Source organism: Thioclava indica (genome assembly GCF_000714545.1).
Taxonomy (GTDB): domain Bacteria; phylum Pseudomonadota; class Alphaproteobacteria; order Rhodobacterales; family Rhodobacteraceae; genus Thioclava; species Thioclava indica.
On record NZ_AUNB01000051.1, the window covers coordinates 44,496 to 59,131 of the forward strand.

Genomic DNA, 14,636 nt, shown 5'->3' on the forward strand with positions numbered 1-14,636 from the left:
GGAAAACGGCGCGTGGCAGGGATGCCACGCGCCGCTTCGGGTTTCGATCACCTGTGCGGGTGAAGGGCCTTAGCCCGCCAGATCGAAGCGATCCGCCATCATCACCTTGTCCCAAGCGGCTACGAAATCGCGCACGAATTTCTCGGCGCTATCGTCTTGGGCATAGACCTCGGCATAAGAGCGCAGGATCGCGTTTGAGCCGAACACCAGATCAATCCGCGTCGCGGTCCATTTCACCGCGCCCGTCTTGCGGTCGCGGATCTCATAAGCGCCGTCCGCCACCGGATGCCAGCTATTGGCCATGTCGGTCAGGTTGACAAAGAAGTCACTCGTCAACTGGCCCTTGCGATCGGTGAAGACGCCATGATCGCTGCCGCCGTGATTGGTGCCAAGCGCGCGCATTCCGCCCACCAGCACCGTCATTTCCGGCGCGGTCAGCCCCATCAGTTGCGCACGATCCAGCATCATCTCTTCGGGGCTGACGATGTAATCTTTCTTGAGCCAGTTGCGAAACCCGTCGGCCAGCGGCTCCAGCACGTCGAAACTCTCGGCATCGGTCATCTCATCGGTGGAGTCGCCGCGCCCGGGCGCAAATGGCACGTCGATGTCAAAGCCTGCGGCCTTGATCGCCTGTTTCAGCCCGACATTCCCCGCCAGCACGATCACATCCGCCACCGAGGCTCCGGCCTGCGCCGCAATCGGCTCCAGCACGGAGAGAACCTTGGCGAGACGCGCGGGCTCGTTGCCCTCCCAGTCTTTTTGCGGTGCCAGACGGATGCGCGCGCCATTGGCACCGCCACGCATATCCGAGCCGCGATAGGTGCGCGCGCTGTCCCAAGCCGTCGAGACCATCTCGGCAATGCTGAGGCCACTTTGCGCGATTTTCGCCTTAACGGCGTCTACGTCCCAATCGGTGTTGCCTGCGGGAACCGGATCTTGCCAAATCAGGTCCTCGCTTGGCACCCAAGGCCCGATATAGCGCGCCTTCGGCCCCATATCGCGATGGGTCAACTTGAACCAGCCGCGCGCAAACGTGTCCTTGAAATACTCGGGATCGGCCATAAATTTATGGCAAATCTCGTTGTAGATCGGATCGACTTTCATCGCCATGTCGGCATCGGTCATCATCGGCATCCGGCGCTGTGTCGGATCGGTGGTGTCAACGGGCATATCGGCTTCGGCGATATCGACGGGCTTCCACTGATAGGCGCCGGCGGGGCTTTTGGTGACTTCCCATTCATGCCCGAACAGCATGTCGAAATAGCCCATGTCGAATTCCAGCGGGTTGGTTGTCCACGCGCCTTCCGGGCCGCCGGTGATGGCGTTGGTGGCTTTGCCCTCCATCGCGGGGTTGAACCAGCCAAGACCTTGCTGGGCCACATCGGCTGCCTCGGGTTCTGCCCCCAGCTTGGCTGCATCGCCATTGCCGTGACATTTGCCCACCGTATGCCCGCCTGCGGTCAGCGCGGCGGTTTCCTCGTCATTCATCGCCATGCGCTTAAATGTTTCGCGCACTTGGGCGGCGGTCTTCATCGGGTCGGGAGTGCCGTTCACGCCCTCGGGGTTGACGTAAATCAGCCCCATCTGCACCGCAGCCAGCGGGTTTTCCATCGTGTCGGGCTTGTCGACATCGCCATAACGCGCATCAGACGGCGCAAGCCATTCCTTCTCGGCCCCCCAATAGGTGTCGGTCTCGGGATGCCAGATATCCTTGCGCCCAAAGCCAAATCCAAAGGTTTTCAACCCCATGCTTTCATAGGCAACAGTGCCCGCCAGAACGATCAAATCTGCCCAGCTGACCTTGTTGCCGTATTTCTTCTTGAGCGGCCAAAGCAGGCGGCGCGCCTTATCCAGACTCGCATTGTCGGGCCACGAGTTGAGCGGGGCAAAGCGCTGGTTGCCTGAACCTGCGCCGCCACGCCCGTCGGCAAGGCGATACGAGCCCGCCGCATGCCACGCCAGACGGATCATCAAGCCGCCGTAATGGCCCCAATCGGCGGGCCACCAGTCCTGACTGTCGGTCAGCAGCGCGATCATGTCCGCCTTGAGCGCGTCGTAATCAAGCGTCTTGACGGTCTCGCTATAGTCGAAATCGCGCCCCATCGGGTCGGTCTTGGTGTCATGCTGGTGCAGAATGTCGAGGTTGAGCGCATTGGGCCACCAATCCATCACATTCGACCCCATCGCGGTATTGCCGCCATGCATCACTGGGCATTTGCCAGCCGTGTTCACATCATTTCCGTCCATGATCGCTCTCCCTTTGCGCGTGTCGTGGTCAGGGCGCCGAAATGCACCCTGACCGGGCGGATCGGGATTGCCTCTTGCAGTTCCAACCCAACCCGAATTTCTGCTTTCACCCTAGCAGGCTTTGTTATAATAAAAATTTTGATTTCCTAATGTATGAGATAAGGTTGGCTTATGATTCCAGTGACGCTGAAACATCTGCGCTATTTTGAGGCCCTCGCGCGTCATGCCCATTTCGGGCGCGCTGCCGAGTCTTGCGCGATTTCGCAGCCAGCACTTTCGTTTCAGATCAAAGAGCTGGAGGAGATCCTCGGCGCGCCTTTGGTGGAACGCGGGGCGCGCCAGATCCGGTTGACGGGTCTGGGCGAGGCTTTGGCAAAGCGCGCGCGTCTCATCTTGCGCTCGGTCGATGAACTGGGCGATCTGGCGCGCGCGGCGCATGGGCCACTTAGCGGGCGGTTGCGGATCGGGGTGATTCCCACCATCGCGCCCTATCTTTTGCCCGATCTGATCCGCCAGTTGGGCGCGCAGTATCCTGATCTCGACATCCGCCCGCGTGAGGCCATCACCCAGACCCTCATCGCTAGCCTCAACGAAGGGCGCATGGATATCGCTGTCGTCGCCCTGCCGGTTTCCGAGGCGAGCTTGCACGAAGAGCCCTTATTTGATGAGGAATTCGCGCTGGTGCGCCCGCGCGCAGATGCCGATAAACCCGTGCCCAGCCGTGAGGGCCTGTTGGAAATGCGGTTGCTGCTGTTGGAAGAAGGCCACTGTTTTCGCGACCAAGCGCTGTCGTTTTGCAAGACCTCACGCCTTGGCGCGCAAGACCTGATGGAGGGCAGTTCGCTTAGCACGCTTGTGCAGATGGTCGGCGCGGGAATTGGCATTACCCTGATCCCGGAAATGGCCGTGCGCACCGAGATGCGCGCCGCAGACGTCTCGGTCGCGCGTCTGCCCGCGCCACGCCCCAAACGCACCATCGGCCTTGTCTGGCGCAAATCCAGCCCGATGGCCCCCCAATACGCCGAAATCGCGCACCACTTGCGCCAGCAATTTGATGCGCTCAAAGTCGGTTGGCGCGCGGACTGACCTTGATGCAACCCCTACGGCTGAGGCGTGACGCCTCTGTCCCCCTCGGCCCCGAAAGGGCGGGACAGTGCGCCTGAAAAATGCCGGGAAAACCAGGGATGCGCTATGCCCGCCCCAAGCATTTCCCCTCGGGGCGGGTGAATGTCACGCGGGCGCATAGTTGCTTGGGAATAACGCGCGCAGCGAGGCTTCATCTCCGGGCGTTTTAAAGGTCTCGCCCTTACCGATCTGCTGGGCTGTCTCAACGGCAGGACGTGCGTTGATTGCCTTGAACCAGCGCGCGACTTCGGGAAACCGTTCCAGACCTTCGCCGCCCAGCACACGCTCGCCACGAATGGCCCAGCCCCATGCGGAAATATCGGCGATGGAATAGCTGTCACCCACGATGAATTCGCGGCCCTTCAGGTGGTCATTTAGCACCTGATAGTGACGCTCGGCTTCGCGCATGTAGCGGTTCTTGGCATAGGGCAGGTCTTCGGGCGCGCTATGGTGGAAATGTACGCATTGGCCAGAAAACGGCCCCAGACCCGAGGCAATGAACATCAACCAAGATAGCAGCGCGCCACGGTCTTCGGGCGCGACGCCCAGCTTGCCCGTCTTGTCCGAAAGATAAAGCAGGATCGCCGTGCTGTCGAACACGGTGGTGCCATTATCATCAATGGCAGGCACTTTGCCATTGGGGTTGATGGCGCGAAATTCCGGCCTGTGTTGCTGGCCCTGTGCGGTGTCGATGGGCACCAATTCATAGGGCAGCCCGGTTTCCGCCAAGAACAAGGCAATTTTCAGCGGGTTTGGCGTCGGGTGATAGTAAAATTTCAACATGTGATATCCCAAGAGCTTGCGAAAAGCGGGGCTTATTCAGTCGCGGTTGCGATCTTGTCCTGGGTTTTCGTGTCGAAATCCGAGGCATCGTGGCGCTCGTGCAGTTGCTCGTTCAGCGGACCGCGGGTGCGGTTCACGATGCGGCCCCGTTGGACGGCCGGGCGGGCAAGGATCTCTTCGGCCCAGCGACGCAGGTTGGTGTAGCTTTCCACGTCAAGGAACTCGCCCGCATCATAGGCTTCGCCCAAGACCAGATTGCCATACCAAGGCCACGTCAGCATATCTGCGATGGTGTATTCATTGCCGCCCAGATAGCGGTGCTCGGACAGTTCGCGGTCCAGCACATCCATCTGGCGTTTTACTTCCATCGTGAAACGGTTGATCGGATATTCGAACTTTTCAGGCGCATAGGCGTAGAAGTGACCGAAGCCCCCGCCCAGATAGGGCGCAGAGCCTTGCAGCCAGAACACCCAGTTCAGGGTCTCGGTGCGCTGTGCGGGATCGGTTGGCAAAAACGCCCCGAACTTCTCGGCCAGATACAGCAGGATCGCGCCGCTTTCGAACACGCGCATGCCGGTGTCGCGATCCAGAAGCGCCGGGATCTTGGAATTCGGATTGAGCGCCACAAAACCCGATGAAAACTGATCACCCTCACCAATCCGGATCAGATGGGCGTCATATTCCGCGCCCGTTTTACCAAGCGCCAGAAGCTCTTCGAGCATGATCGTGACCTTTTGGCCATTGGGTGTGCCCATCGAATAAAGCTGCAACGGGTGCTTGCCGACGGGCAGTTCCGCATCAAAGGTTGCGCCTGCGATCGGACGGTTGGTTTTGGCCCAATCACCGCCGTTTTCGTCGTCCCATGTCCAGACCTTCGGGGGGGTATAATCGGCCATAGCGTGTTTTCCTTTTCAACTGGATCAAGCGCCAGACCTTGCGCTTCCGGGGGGGGCTTAACGCAGGTCAGGCGGGTCTAGGTGGCGATGTTTTATGCTCGCAAAGGCGGTGCGAATACTTACGGGCTTCGTCGTGACCGCCTTCCAAGCTGTCAGGGGGGCGCATGGCGGCCCGTGTTTCGGTGCTCTTATCACTTCATACGTATTCTTGAGTGGTTGCTCAAGTATTTTCACACCAATCACGGGTTCGTGATGCAAGGGGCGATTGGGGCACCGTGCGGCCTGTATGATCCACTGCCAGTCTATATGCTTTCCAAAGGCCCGCAGACAGAGTAGGCATCTCAATCTTTCAGGGTTTGGGGCAAATCATGGCGCAAAATGCCACCATTTATAAAGTCGAACTTTCGGTTTCCGACATGGATCGGCACTATTATGAGACCCATAAGCTGACCGTGGCCAAGCATCCCTCGGAGACGGATGAACGGCTGATGGTGCGCATCCTCGCGTTTGCGCTCAATGCCCATGAGCATCTGGAAATGACCAAGGGGCTTTCGACCGATGACGAGCCAGACATCTGGCAAAAAAGCCTAAGCGGAGAGCTTGAAGTGTGGGTGGCGCTCGGTCTTCCGAGCGAGAAGGTGATGCGTCAATCCTGTGGCAAGGCTGATCAGGTGATCGTCTATACATATGGTGGCCGAACGGCCGAGATGTGGTGGGACAAGATCCAAAACAGCACCACCCGTTTTGACAATCTTCAGGTGATAAATCTCTCCGAGCGTGACACTGGCGCATTGGCCAAACTGGCCAGCCGTGCGATGAAGCTGCAGGTGAATATTCAGGATGGCGACGTGATGGTCAGTGTTGATGAGCAAATCGTTAATATCACCCCCGTAACGTGGAAGCGCGCGGTGTAGGCCATGCCTCGCCGTTGCGGTCTTTGGCGCGTAGCCCAACGGGATTAATTTGTGCTAAGCATGTCCTGAATGGTTTTTCAGTAACGATGTGGGGTAGCCAAGTGAAGTTGAGTAACGTGTTGACAAAGTCTTGCGCGGTTTTTGTTTTTTCCTGCTCCGTTGCTTGGGCGCAAAGCCCTGTTGAGATGCAAGATGCGAACGCCAATTACACCATGCAGCTTGGTGGCGATATCGCTTGGAGAGTTGAAAGCGACCGAACGGAACAGCAATCGTCTGTGATCGCAGCGACCCCCGAAGGATATGACCCTTTCACGATCGTGTCCGCGATGACCTATCTGAAGAAGAACCCATTGGCGATAATGGGACCGAGTATTGCAAAAAAGACGATCGACGGTTTCTTGGAAGGGGTGTGTGAAAATTACAAATGCGCCGATATTTCGACGCGTTCCTATGAAGATATCGGCGATCGCAAGGCTTGGGTCGCAATTACCAAGCTGAACCTGCAACAGTACGAAAAGCTCGGCGTGCCGGAAGCGGTGATGATCGCGACCGTCTCTCCCGAAGGCTATATGCAACTGTTTTCGCTGCATACCGCCGAGGGCAAGGCCGCCGACCTGAAGCCGCTGTTGATTGACGCGATCAAAACGATCAAATCGACCAACCCTTAAAGTCAGGTCTCATCGCCAACAGATCACGGTTGCCGCTAACCCGATGCCGAGGCGCGTGCCGTTCGAAAGTTGTTATGAGCCAGCGCGATCAGAAACATGGCCGTCAGCAAAAGCACGATTGTCGGGGCAGGGGCGCTATCAAGCCAGAAGCTTGCATAGATCCCCGACAGCCCCGCCACCAGTGCCGCGATGATCGACACCACCAGCATGCGCGCGAAGGTGCGCGTGAGCAAAAAGGCAATCGCGCCCGGTGCGATCAGGAAGGCCACCGCCAGAATGATCCCGACAGAAGACAGCATCGCCACGACCGTCGCTGACAAAATCGCCAGCAGCCCGTAATGCAGCCAGCCGACGTTCAAGCCGATCATCTGTGCCTGCACCGGATCAAAGGCATGCGCGAGGACGTCTCGCCATTTCAGCGCAAGGATCAGCGCCACGCCCCCCGCAATCAATCCCGCCGTCCACAAATCGGCTGTGCCCACGCCAAGCATGTTGCCAAACAGGATGTGATCGAGATGCACCTCGGTTTCGATCTGGGTGTAAATCACGACGCCAAGCCCGAACATGCCCGAAAACACGACGCCCATCACGGTGTCCTGCTTGACGCGCGAGTGGTCCTTGATGAACCCGGTCGCCATTGCGCAGGTCAGTCCGGCCAGAAACGCCCCGATGATCAGCGGAATCCCCGCAAGATAGGCCAGCACGACGCCCGGCAGCACCGCGTGGCTGGTGGCATCGCCCATCAGCGACCAGCCCTTGAGCACGAGAAAGCTTGATAGCATCGCGGCCGCTGGGGCGATCAAGGCGGTGATCAGCAATGCGTTCTGCATGAACGGAAATTGCAGCGGCAGAAAAAGCGTTTCAATCATGCGATCTCCTCCATTGCGTGGCGGGTGCGGCGACGCGCGGCCAAGACGCCATGGGTCGGGGCAAAGACGAAGGCCAGCAAGAACAGCGCGGTTTGCAGACACACAATGACCCCGCCCGTCGCGCCATCGAGAAAGTAGCTGAGATAGGCGCCAAACCCCGAGGTCAGCGTGCCGATGGCCACCGACAGCGCGATCAGCCTTGGAAAGCGGTCGGTCAAAAGATACGCAGTCGCGCCCGGTGTCACGACCAGCGCGATCACCAGAAACGCGCCCACGGTTTGCATTGCGGCAACCGTGCAGGCGGCGAGCAGCGTAAAGAATACCACACGTAGCAATCCGGGGTTGAGGCCAATGGTGCGGGCGTGGGCCTCGTCAAAGAACACCGCCAGAAGGTCGCGCCATTTCGCCAGCAATATCACCAGCGACACACCCCCGATGATCACCAGCTGCAGCGTATCGGCAGGCGTGATCGCAAGGATATTGCCCATCACAATCGTCTGGATCGAGACCGCCATGGGGTTGAGAGAAACCATGAACAGGCCCAGTCCGAAAAACGAGGTAAAGATCAGACCGATCACCGCATCTTCCTTAAGCCCCGAGCGTTGGCGCAAGAACAACATCGCCAGCGCCGCAAGCCCGCCCGATAGGAACGCCCCAAGCGCAAATGGCAGACCCAGCATATAAGCCCCCGCCACGCCGGGCACGATGGAATGGCTTAACGCATCGCCAATCAGCGACCAGCCCTTGAGCATCAAATAGGCTGACAGAAACGCGCAAACCGCCCCGACCAGCGCCGAGACCCAGATTGCATTGGTCATGTAGCCGTAAGAGAAGGGCTCTAGCAGCACGCTCATTTGCGCCCCTCCAGCGTGCGGGCACGCTCGTCATAGATCACCAGCGGGCGTTCGTCATCGGTGAAGACCTCTAGCTTGCGCGGGTCGGCATCATCGTGCAGTCGCTCGCCCTCCAGCATGAAGTGGCGCAGCACGCCGCCGAAGGTCTCGCGCAGATTTTCCGGGGTGAAGACGTCTTCGGTGGGGCCATGCGCCAGCACAGTGCCCTTGACCAGCACCACGCGGTCGCAAAATTCAGGCACCGACCCCAGATTGTGGGTGGCGACCAGCATCACGCGGCCTTCGGCGCGCAAATCGCCCAAGAGCGCGATGATCTGTTCTTCGGTCTTTACATCGACGCCGGTGAAGGGCTCGTCCAGCAAAATGACGCGCGCATCCTGTGCCAGCGCGCGCGCCAGAAAGACGCGCTTTCTTTGACCGCCCGACAGCTCGCCAATCTGGCGTTTGCGAAACTCGGACATGTTCACGCGGGCCAAGGCATTGCTAACCGCCTGACGATCTGCGGCACGCGGGCGGCGCAAAAAGCCCATATGCCCGTAGCGCCCCATCATCACCACATCCTCAACCAGAACAGGAAAGGTCCAGTCAACCTCTTCGGCTTGGGGCACATAGGCCACGGCCTGCGCCTTCATCGCTGCGCGTACCGGCTGGCCAAGGATTTCGACCGTTCCCTTAGAGGCCGGAATAAACCCCATGAGCGCCTTGAACAGCGTCGATTTGCCCGCTCCGTTGACGCCCACCAGCGCGGTAATCGTGCCGGTGGGAATCGCGAATGAGGCATCGCGCAGCGCGGTATGGCCATTGCGATAGGTAACGGTCAGGCCCTGCGCGACAATGCCTTTGCTCATTGAGACAACCCTTCCACGATGGTTTGTGACGTCACGCGCAGAAGATCGAGATAGGCGGGAACCGGCCCATCTGCCGCGCTGAGACTATCAACATAGAGCACCCCGCCATAGGCCGCACCGGTTTCGCGCGCAACTTGTTTGGCGGGCTTGTCCGACACTGTGGATTCCGAAAACACCACGGGAATATGATGCGCGCGCACCGTGTCGATCACCTTGCGCACCTGTTGCGGCGTGCCCTGCGCATCGGCGTTGATCGACCAGAGATAGACCTCTTGCAGCCCGAAATCGCGCGCCAGATAGGAGAATGCGCCTTCCGATGTCACCAGCCAGCGCCGATCTTCGGGCAGGGCGCGCGCTTGATCGCGCAGCGGGCCGATCACATCCGCGATTTGCTGCTTATAGGCGTCGGCGTTCGCGGTGTAGATCGCAGCATTATCCGGGTCCGCCGCACTCAGGGCATCACGGATGTTGTCCACATAGATCAGCGCCGAACTGAGCGCCATCCAGCCATGCGGGTTGGGCTTGCCGTCATACTCACCCCCCGCAATCGGCAGCGGCTCGACCCCTTCAGAGACCACCGCTGCAGGCACATCGCGCAGATTGGACAGGAACTGTTCGAACCAGCGTTCAAGGTTCAGCCCGTTCCACAAGATCAGGTCGGCGTCCTGCGCTCGCACCAGATCGCGCGGCGTGGGCTGGTAGCCGTGGATCTCGGCACCGGGCTTGATGATGCTTACGACCTCGGCGGTATCACCCGCAACGTTCTGCGCCATATCCGCAATCACGGTGAAGGTCGTGACAACCTTCAGCCGGTCGTTCTGCGCCATCGCCTGTGATCCCCACAGCGCAATCGCGGTCGCCAAGCCAATCGTAAAACGTTTCATCATCACGCGAATCTCCTGTTTACGTGACAACATGCAAATGCGAACGAGTTGCAACTGTCAACTCAATTGCGACTCATTCGCAAGAAATATCTTGAAATGCGCGCGCCGCACGGGCAGAACCGACGCATGAATGACACCCGAGAGCATATCGAAAAGCTGACAGACGCGCTGCGTAGGGCAGGGATTCGCGTCACCCGACAACGCGCTGCGATCCTTGAGGTTCTCGCAGACGCGCAAGATCATCCCGACGCGCCAGAGCTGCACAGCCGCGCCAATGCCATCGCGCCGGGGATTTCGCTTTCGACGGTCTATCGCACGCTGTCCACGCTGGAAACTCAGGGCGTTATCCAGCGCCATCAGTTCGATGGAGCCTCGGCCCGCTTTGAACCCGCAGAGACCGATCACCACGATCACATGATTGACGTCGAAACTGGCAAGGTGATCGAGTTTTGCAATGACAGGATCGAAAAGTTGCAGGCCGAGATCGCCGCAGAACTGGGCTATGAAATCGTCCATCACCGGATGGAGCTGTATGTGCGAAAGACCGGGCAGGGTTGAGCCCTTTTGTGGCTTACGATTTAGGCTCCGCGCGGTTTGCGCAGTTTATTTGCGCGTCGTTACCGCCCCTTGCGGCGCTTGACGCCGCCCCGTTGCCCTGGACGGCCCGCGGTTGAGCGACCGCTGGCTTTTACGGCAGCTTCGCTGGCGGCCTCGACCGCAGATTGGCGCGCCAGCGGATCGTCGTGAATGGCCAGATCCACCGCCTCCAGGCGCTTGACCTCATCACGCAAACGGGCGGCTTCTTCGAATTCGAGGTTCTCGGCGGCCTTGCGCATTTTCAACCTTAGATCCTGCAAATGGGCCTCAAGATTGGCGCCGACTTTCACATTATCAACTTTTGCGGTGACGCGCGACATATCCGTGTCGCCCTGATAAAGGCCCGCCAGAACATCTTCGACATTCTTCTTCACGGTTGCAGGCGTAATGCCATGTTCAAGGTTGTAGGCGACCTGCTTGGCGCGGCGGCGATCGGTTTCGTCAATCGCGCGCTGCATACTGCCGGTGATCTTGTCGGCATACATAATCACGCGCCCCTCAGAGTTACGTGCCGCCCGCCCGATCGTCTGGATCAGTGAGGTTTCCGAGCGCAGGAACCCCTCTTTATCGGCATCCAAAATCGCCACCAAACCGCATTCGGGAATGTCCAGCCCTTCGCGCAGAAGGTTGATCCCGATCAGCACGTCGAACGCCCCAAGGCGCAAGTCGCGCAAAATCTCGATACGTTCGATTGTGTCAATATCGGAGTGCATATAGCGCACCCGCACCCCCTGTTCATGTAGATATTCTGTAAGATCTTCGGCCATGCGCTTGGTCAAAGTCGTAACTAAAGTGCGAAACCCCTTGGCGGAAACCTTGCGGATTTCGTCGAGCACATCGTCGACCTGCGTCTCAACGGGACGTATCTCGATCATCGGGTCGATCAGTCCGGTCGGGCGGATCACCTGCTCGGTAAACACGCCGCCCGTTTGCTCTAGCTCCCATTTCGAGGGCGTGGCCGAAACAAACACCGATTGCGAGCGCATTGCGTCCCATTCCTCAAACTTCAGCGGGCGGTTATCCATGCAGGAGGGCAGACGGAAACCGTGCTCGGCCAGCGTGAATTTGCGCCGATAGTCGCCGCGATACATGCCTCCGATCTGAGGCACGCTGACATGGGATTCGTCTGCAAAAACAATGGCATTGTCGGGGATGAACTCGAACAGAGTGGGGGGCGGTTCGCCCGGCGCGCGCCCCGTCAGATAGCGCGAATAGTTCTCGATCCCGTTGCACACGCCGGTTGCCTCTAACATCTCGATGTCAAAATTCGTGCGCTGTTCAAGGCGCTGTGCCTCAAGCAATTTGCCTTCGTCATTGAGCTGTTTGAGGCGCTGCGTCAGTTCGATCCGGATGCTTTTGGTCGCCTGCTGCAAAGTCGGGCGCGGCGTCACATAGTGGCTGTTGGCATAGATGCGAATTTGCTCAAAACTGTTGGTTTTCTGTCCGGTTAACGGATCAAACTCTGTAATGGATTCAAGTTCTTCCCCGAAGAAACTAAAGCGCCATGCGCGATCCTCAAGGTGGGCGGGCCACAGATCGACCGTGTCGCCTTTGACGCGAAATGCCCCGCGCTGAAACGCGGCATCCAGGCGCTTGTATTGCTGGGTCACAAGCTCGGCCAAAAACTGGCGCTGCTCGATCAGATCGCCGACCTTCATGTCCTGCGTCATCGCGGAATAGGTCTCGACCGAGCCGATCCCGTAAATGCAGCTTACCGAGGCCACGATAATCACGTCATCGCGTTCCAGCAGCGCGCGGGTGGCCGAGTGGCGCATCCGGTCGATCTGCTCGTTAATCTGGCTTTCTTTCTCGATATAGGTGTCCGAGCGCGCGACATAGGCTTCGGGCTGATAGTAGTCATAAAACGACACGAAATACTCGACTGAGTTTTCGGGAAAGAAGCTTTTGAATTCGCCGTATAATTGCGCCGCCAACGTCTTGTTGGGGGCCAGAATGATGGCGGGACGCTGGGTCTGCTCGATTACCTTTGCCATTGTAAAGGTCTTGCCCGTGCCCGTCGCGCCCAGCAGCACCTGATCGCGCTCGCCTTCTTCCACGCCCTTGGAAAGTTCGGCAATCGCCGTGGGTTGGTCGCCTGCAGCTGCATATTCCGTGTGCAATATGAACCGCTTGCCGCCCTCGAGCTTGGGGCGCGTCAGCACATCGGGGCGCTGTGTTGGCTGGTCGGTGGCATTATGGGGCATTCCGGCATCCTTTGGCTGCCTCTAAAGTTGTCCTCTTTTCGTTCGCATTCAAGGGGTTGGCGAAGGTGTTAACGTGCGGTTAAAGGAATAGCTATAATTGTAATTTTAAAGCAATGGCTTAGCGGGATTTTTTCCTTGCGAATCCGGGGCTGCGTTCGCATTATGTTCAGGCAAGCAGCATAGATCTGCCGGCCGACGCACCACCCCACCCCTCGCTCCCCTAGTCGGCCGGTAGGCACTCTTTCTTATCGCGATGCCACGCTGTGGCATGATTTGCCCTGCCATCCGGGGCTTGCGATTCCGGTTTAATGTACTAAGACAAAGGGAAAGCATCGCACAGGAGTTCGCCCATGCGCGCACGCATCTATCAGCCAGCCCGCAACGCCATGCAGTCGGGTATCGGCAAGACCAAAAAATGGGTTCTTGATTACGTGCCCGCCGACGCGCGTGAGATTGATCCGTTGATGGGGTGGACCTCGTCCGATGATACGCAGGCGCAAGTGCGGTTGCGCTTTGAAACGCGCGAGGCGGCGGAAGATTACGCCAAGGAAAATGGGATCGACTATGTCGTGACCGAGCCGCATGGCCGCGCCGCCAACATCCGCGCGCGCGGATATGGCGAGAATTTCGCCTCTGATCGCCGCGCGAACTGGACGCATTGATCGCCAGCATTAAACCCGGCATGCGCCGGACAAGATCGCCAAACCATATCAGATATCGAGGGCGGCCCAGTGGTCGCCCGTTTCATTGAAAGTCCCCACATGACCGTCACCCATCTCGTAACCCATTCCGGTGGCTTTCATGCCGATGAGCTTTTGTCCTCGGTCGTACTGACGCGCCTTTTCCCTGACGCACAGCTTGTGCGCACCCGTGACAAGGGCTGGCTTACGCCGGATGACAGCCGCATCATCTACGATGTGGGCGGGCAGTTCGATGCGGCTTTGCAGATATTCGATCACCATCAACGCCCCAATCCGCTGCGCGAAGATGGTCAGCCCTATAGCTCGTTTGGCCTGATCTGGGCGCAGTATGGCCGCGATTACCTGCACGCCATGGCAGTGCCTGAGAATGATATCGACGCGATCCACGCCTCTTTCGATCGCGGTTTCGTGCTGCCGATTGATTTGCTCGACAATGGCACGGTGAATGCCTCTGAGGCGGGGCCGCTCTTTGCGGGGCTGACGCTGCCGGTGCTGTTGGAAAGCCTCAAGCCGGTGTTTGATGATCGTGAGGAGGGCGCGGATGACCGTGCTTTTGCCGCCGCGCTGACGGTGGCGCGCGCTTTCGTCGAAGCCCAGATCAAGCGCAAAGCTGCCAAGTTCCGTGCAGAATCGATGGTCATGGCGGCCATTGCTGCAGCAGGGGAAGGGCACGTTTTGGAATTGCCAATGGGTATGCCGTTTCGCTCTGGCGTAGAGCAGGCGGGCGCGGATCACTTGCTTTTCGTGATTCATCCGCGCGGCACCGATTGGGCGCTGGGTACGATCCGCACGGGCGCAGACACGTTTGACACTCGCGCCGACCTGCCAGTCGCATGGGCCGGATTGACCGACGCAGCGCTTGAGGCCGCCAGCGGCGTCCAAGGTGCAAAGTTCTGCCATAATGGCCGCTTCATCGCAGTGGCCAGCAGCCGCGACGCGATTGTGCAAATGGCGGACTTGGCGGTTCAAGAGGCCTTGGCGCAATAAAATTCGGGGCAAAAACCGGTTAGTTTGCCGTTCTGCGGCGAATTGGCTGTATACATTTG

14 protein-coding genes are annotated in these 14,636 nt (G+C 58.9%); 6 read left to right on the forward strand and 8 right to left on the reverse strand.

Features of this window, described 5'->3' with window-relative positions:
* Positions 1 to 69: 69 nt before the first annotated feature.
* A complete protein-coding gene (gene katG, locus DT23_RS14035) occupies positions 70 to 2,247 on the reverse strand; it encodes a catalase/peroxidase HPI (RefSeq protein WP_038132210.1) in 2,178 nt (725 codons plus the stop codon).
* A 171-nt stretch (positions 2,248 to 2,418) separates the two neighbouring features.
* On the opposite strand from katG, the gene DT23_RS14040 reads away from it, so the two are divergent.
* Positions 2,419 to 3,333 carry a hydrogen peroxide-inducible genes activator gene (locus tag DT23_RS14040; RefSeq protein ID WP_038132212.1) on the forward strand — a complete coding sequence of 305 codons (915 nt, stop codon included), beginning with the start codon at positions 2,419 to 2,421 and terminating at the stop codon, positions 3,331 to 3,333.
* Between the two features lie 144 nt (positions 3,334 to 3,477).
* Here DT23_RS14040 and DT23_RS14045 read toward each other — a convergent pair whose 3' ends face one another.
* The gene (locus DT23_RS14045) at positions 3,478 to 4,155 is read right to left on the reverse strand and encodes a glutathione S-transferase family protein (RefSeq protein WP_038132213.1); all 678 of its coding nucleotides are present in this window, start codon (positions 4,153 to 4,155) and stop codon (positions 3,478 to 3,480) included.
* A gap of 32 nt (positions 4,156 to 4,187) precedes the next feature.
* Positions 4,188 to 5,051 (reverse strand): glutathione-dependent disulfide-bond oxidoreductase, encoded by an 864-nt coding sequence (gene yghU / locus DT23_RS14050; protein WP_038132214.1) that lies wholly within the window; start codon positions 5,049 to 5,051, stop codon positions 4,188 to 4,190.
* 368 nt (positions 5,052 to 5,419) lie between these two features.
* On the opposite strand from yghU, the gene DT23_RS14055 reads away from it, so the two are divergent.
* Both DT23_RS14055 and DT23_RS14060 read left to right on the forward strand, forming a co-directional pair.
* Positions 5,420 to 5,965, forward strand: a complete 546-nt coding sequence (locus DT23_RS14055) for a YaeQ family protein (RefSeq protein WP_038132216.1) — start codon at positions 5,420 to 5,422, stop codon at positions 5,963 to 5,965.
* Positions 5,947 to 6,633 (forward strand): hypothetical protein, encoded by a 687-nt coding sequence (locus tag DT23_RS14060; RefSeq protein WP_162177256.1) that lies wholly within the window; start codon positions 5,947 to 5,949, stop codon positions 6,631 to 6,633. Before DT23_RS14055 ends, DT23_RS14060 begins: the two co-directional genes overlap by 19 nt.
* Before the next feature lie 35 nt (positions 6,634 to 6,668).
* On the opposite strand, the gene DT23_RS14065 is transcribed toward DT23_RS14060, so the two are convergent.
* From DT23_RS14065 to DT23_RS14080, 4 genes are read right to left on the reverse strand one after another with little or no spacing between them, the layout of a single operon-like run.
* Positions 6,669 to 7,502 (reverse strand): metal ABC transporter permease, encoded by an 834-nt coding sequence (locus DT23_RS14065; RefSeq protein ID WP_038132220.1) that lies wholly within the window; start codon positions 7,500 to 7,502, stop codon positions 6,669 to 6,671.
* Positions 7,499 to 8,356 (reverse strand): metal ABC transporter permease, encoded by an 858-nt coding sequence (locus DT23_RS14070; protein WP_038132221.1) that lies wholly within the window; start codon positions 8,354 to 8,356, stop codon positions 7,499 to 7,501. The genes DT23_RS14065 and DT23_RS14070 overlap by 4 nt, the downstream gene beginning before the upstream one ends.
* The gene (locus DT23_RS14075; RefSeq protein ID WP_038132222.1) at positions 8,353 to 9,204 is read right to left on the reverse strand and encodes a manganese/iron ABC transporter ATP-binding protein; all 852 of its coding nucleotides are present in this window, start codon (positions 9,202 to 9,204) and stop codon (positions 8,353 to 8,355) included. The genes DT23_RS14070 and DT23_RS14075 overlap by 4 nt, the downstream gene beginning before the upstream one ends.
* Positions 9,201 to 10,088 (reverse strand): metal ABC transporter substrate-binding protein, encoded by an 888-nt coding sequence (locus DT23_RS14080; RefSeq protein WP_038132350.1) that lies wholly within the window; start codon positions 10,086 to 10,088, stop codon positions 9,201 to 9,203. The genes DT23_RS14075 and DT23_RS14080 overlap by 4 nt, the downstream gene beginning before the upstream one ends.
* Positions 10,089 to 10,214: 126 nt before the next feature.
* Between DT23_RS14080 and DT23_RS14085 the strand changes: the two genes are divergently transcribed.
* Positions 10,215 to 10,646: a Fur family transcriptional regulator gene (locus tag DT23_RS14085; protein ID WP_051697309.1), complete on the forward strand. Its 432-nt coding sequence runs from the start codon at positions 10,215 to 10,217 to the stop codon at positions 10,644 to 10,646.
* 59 nt (positions 10,647 to 10,705) lie between these two features.
* Here DT23_RS14085 and uvrB read toward each other — a convergent pair whose 3' ends face one another.
* Positions 10,706 to 12,889: an excinuclease ABC subunit UvrB gene (gene uvrB, locus DT23_RS14090; RefSeq protein ID WP_038132223.1), complete on the reverse strand. Its 2,184-nt coding sequence runs from the start codon at positions 12,887 to 12,889 to the stop codon at positions 10,706 to 10,708.
* A 350-nt stretch (positions 12,890 to 13,239) separates the two neighbouring features.
* Here uvrB and DT23_RS14095 point away from each other — a divergent pair, with 350 nt between their 5' ends.
* Entirely contained in the window at positions 13,240 to 13,551 is a 312-nt protein-coding gene (locus tag DT23_RS14095) for an ETC complex I subunit (protein ID WP_038132225.1), read from the forward strand.
* Between the two features lie 99 nt (positions 13,552 to 13,650).
* Positions 13,651 to 14,577: an MYG1 family protein gene (locus DT23_RS14100; RefSeq protein WP_038132227.1), complete on the forward strand. Its 927-nt coding sequence runs from the start codon at positions 13,651 to 13,653 to the stop codon at positions 14,575 to 14,577.
* Positions 14,578 to 14,636: the final 59 nt, after the last annotated feature.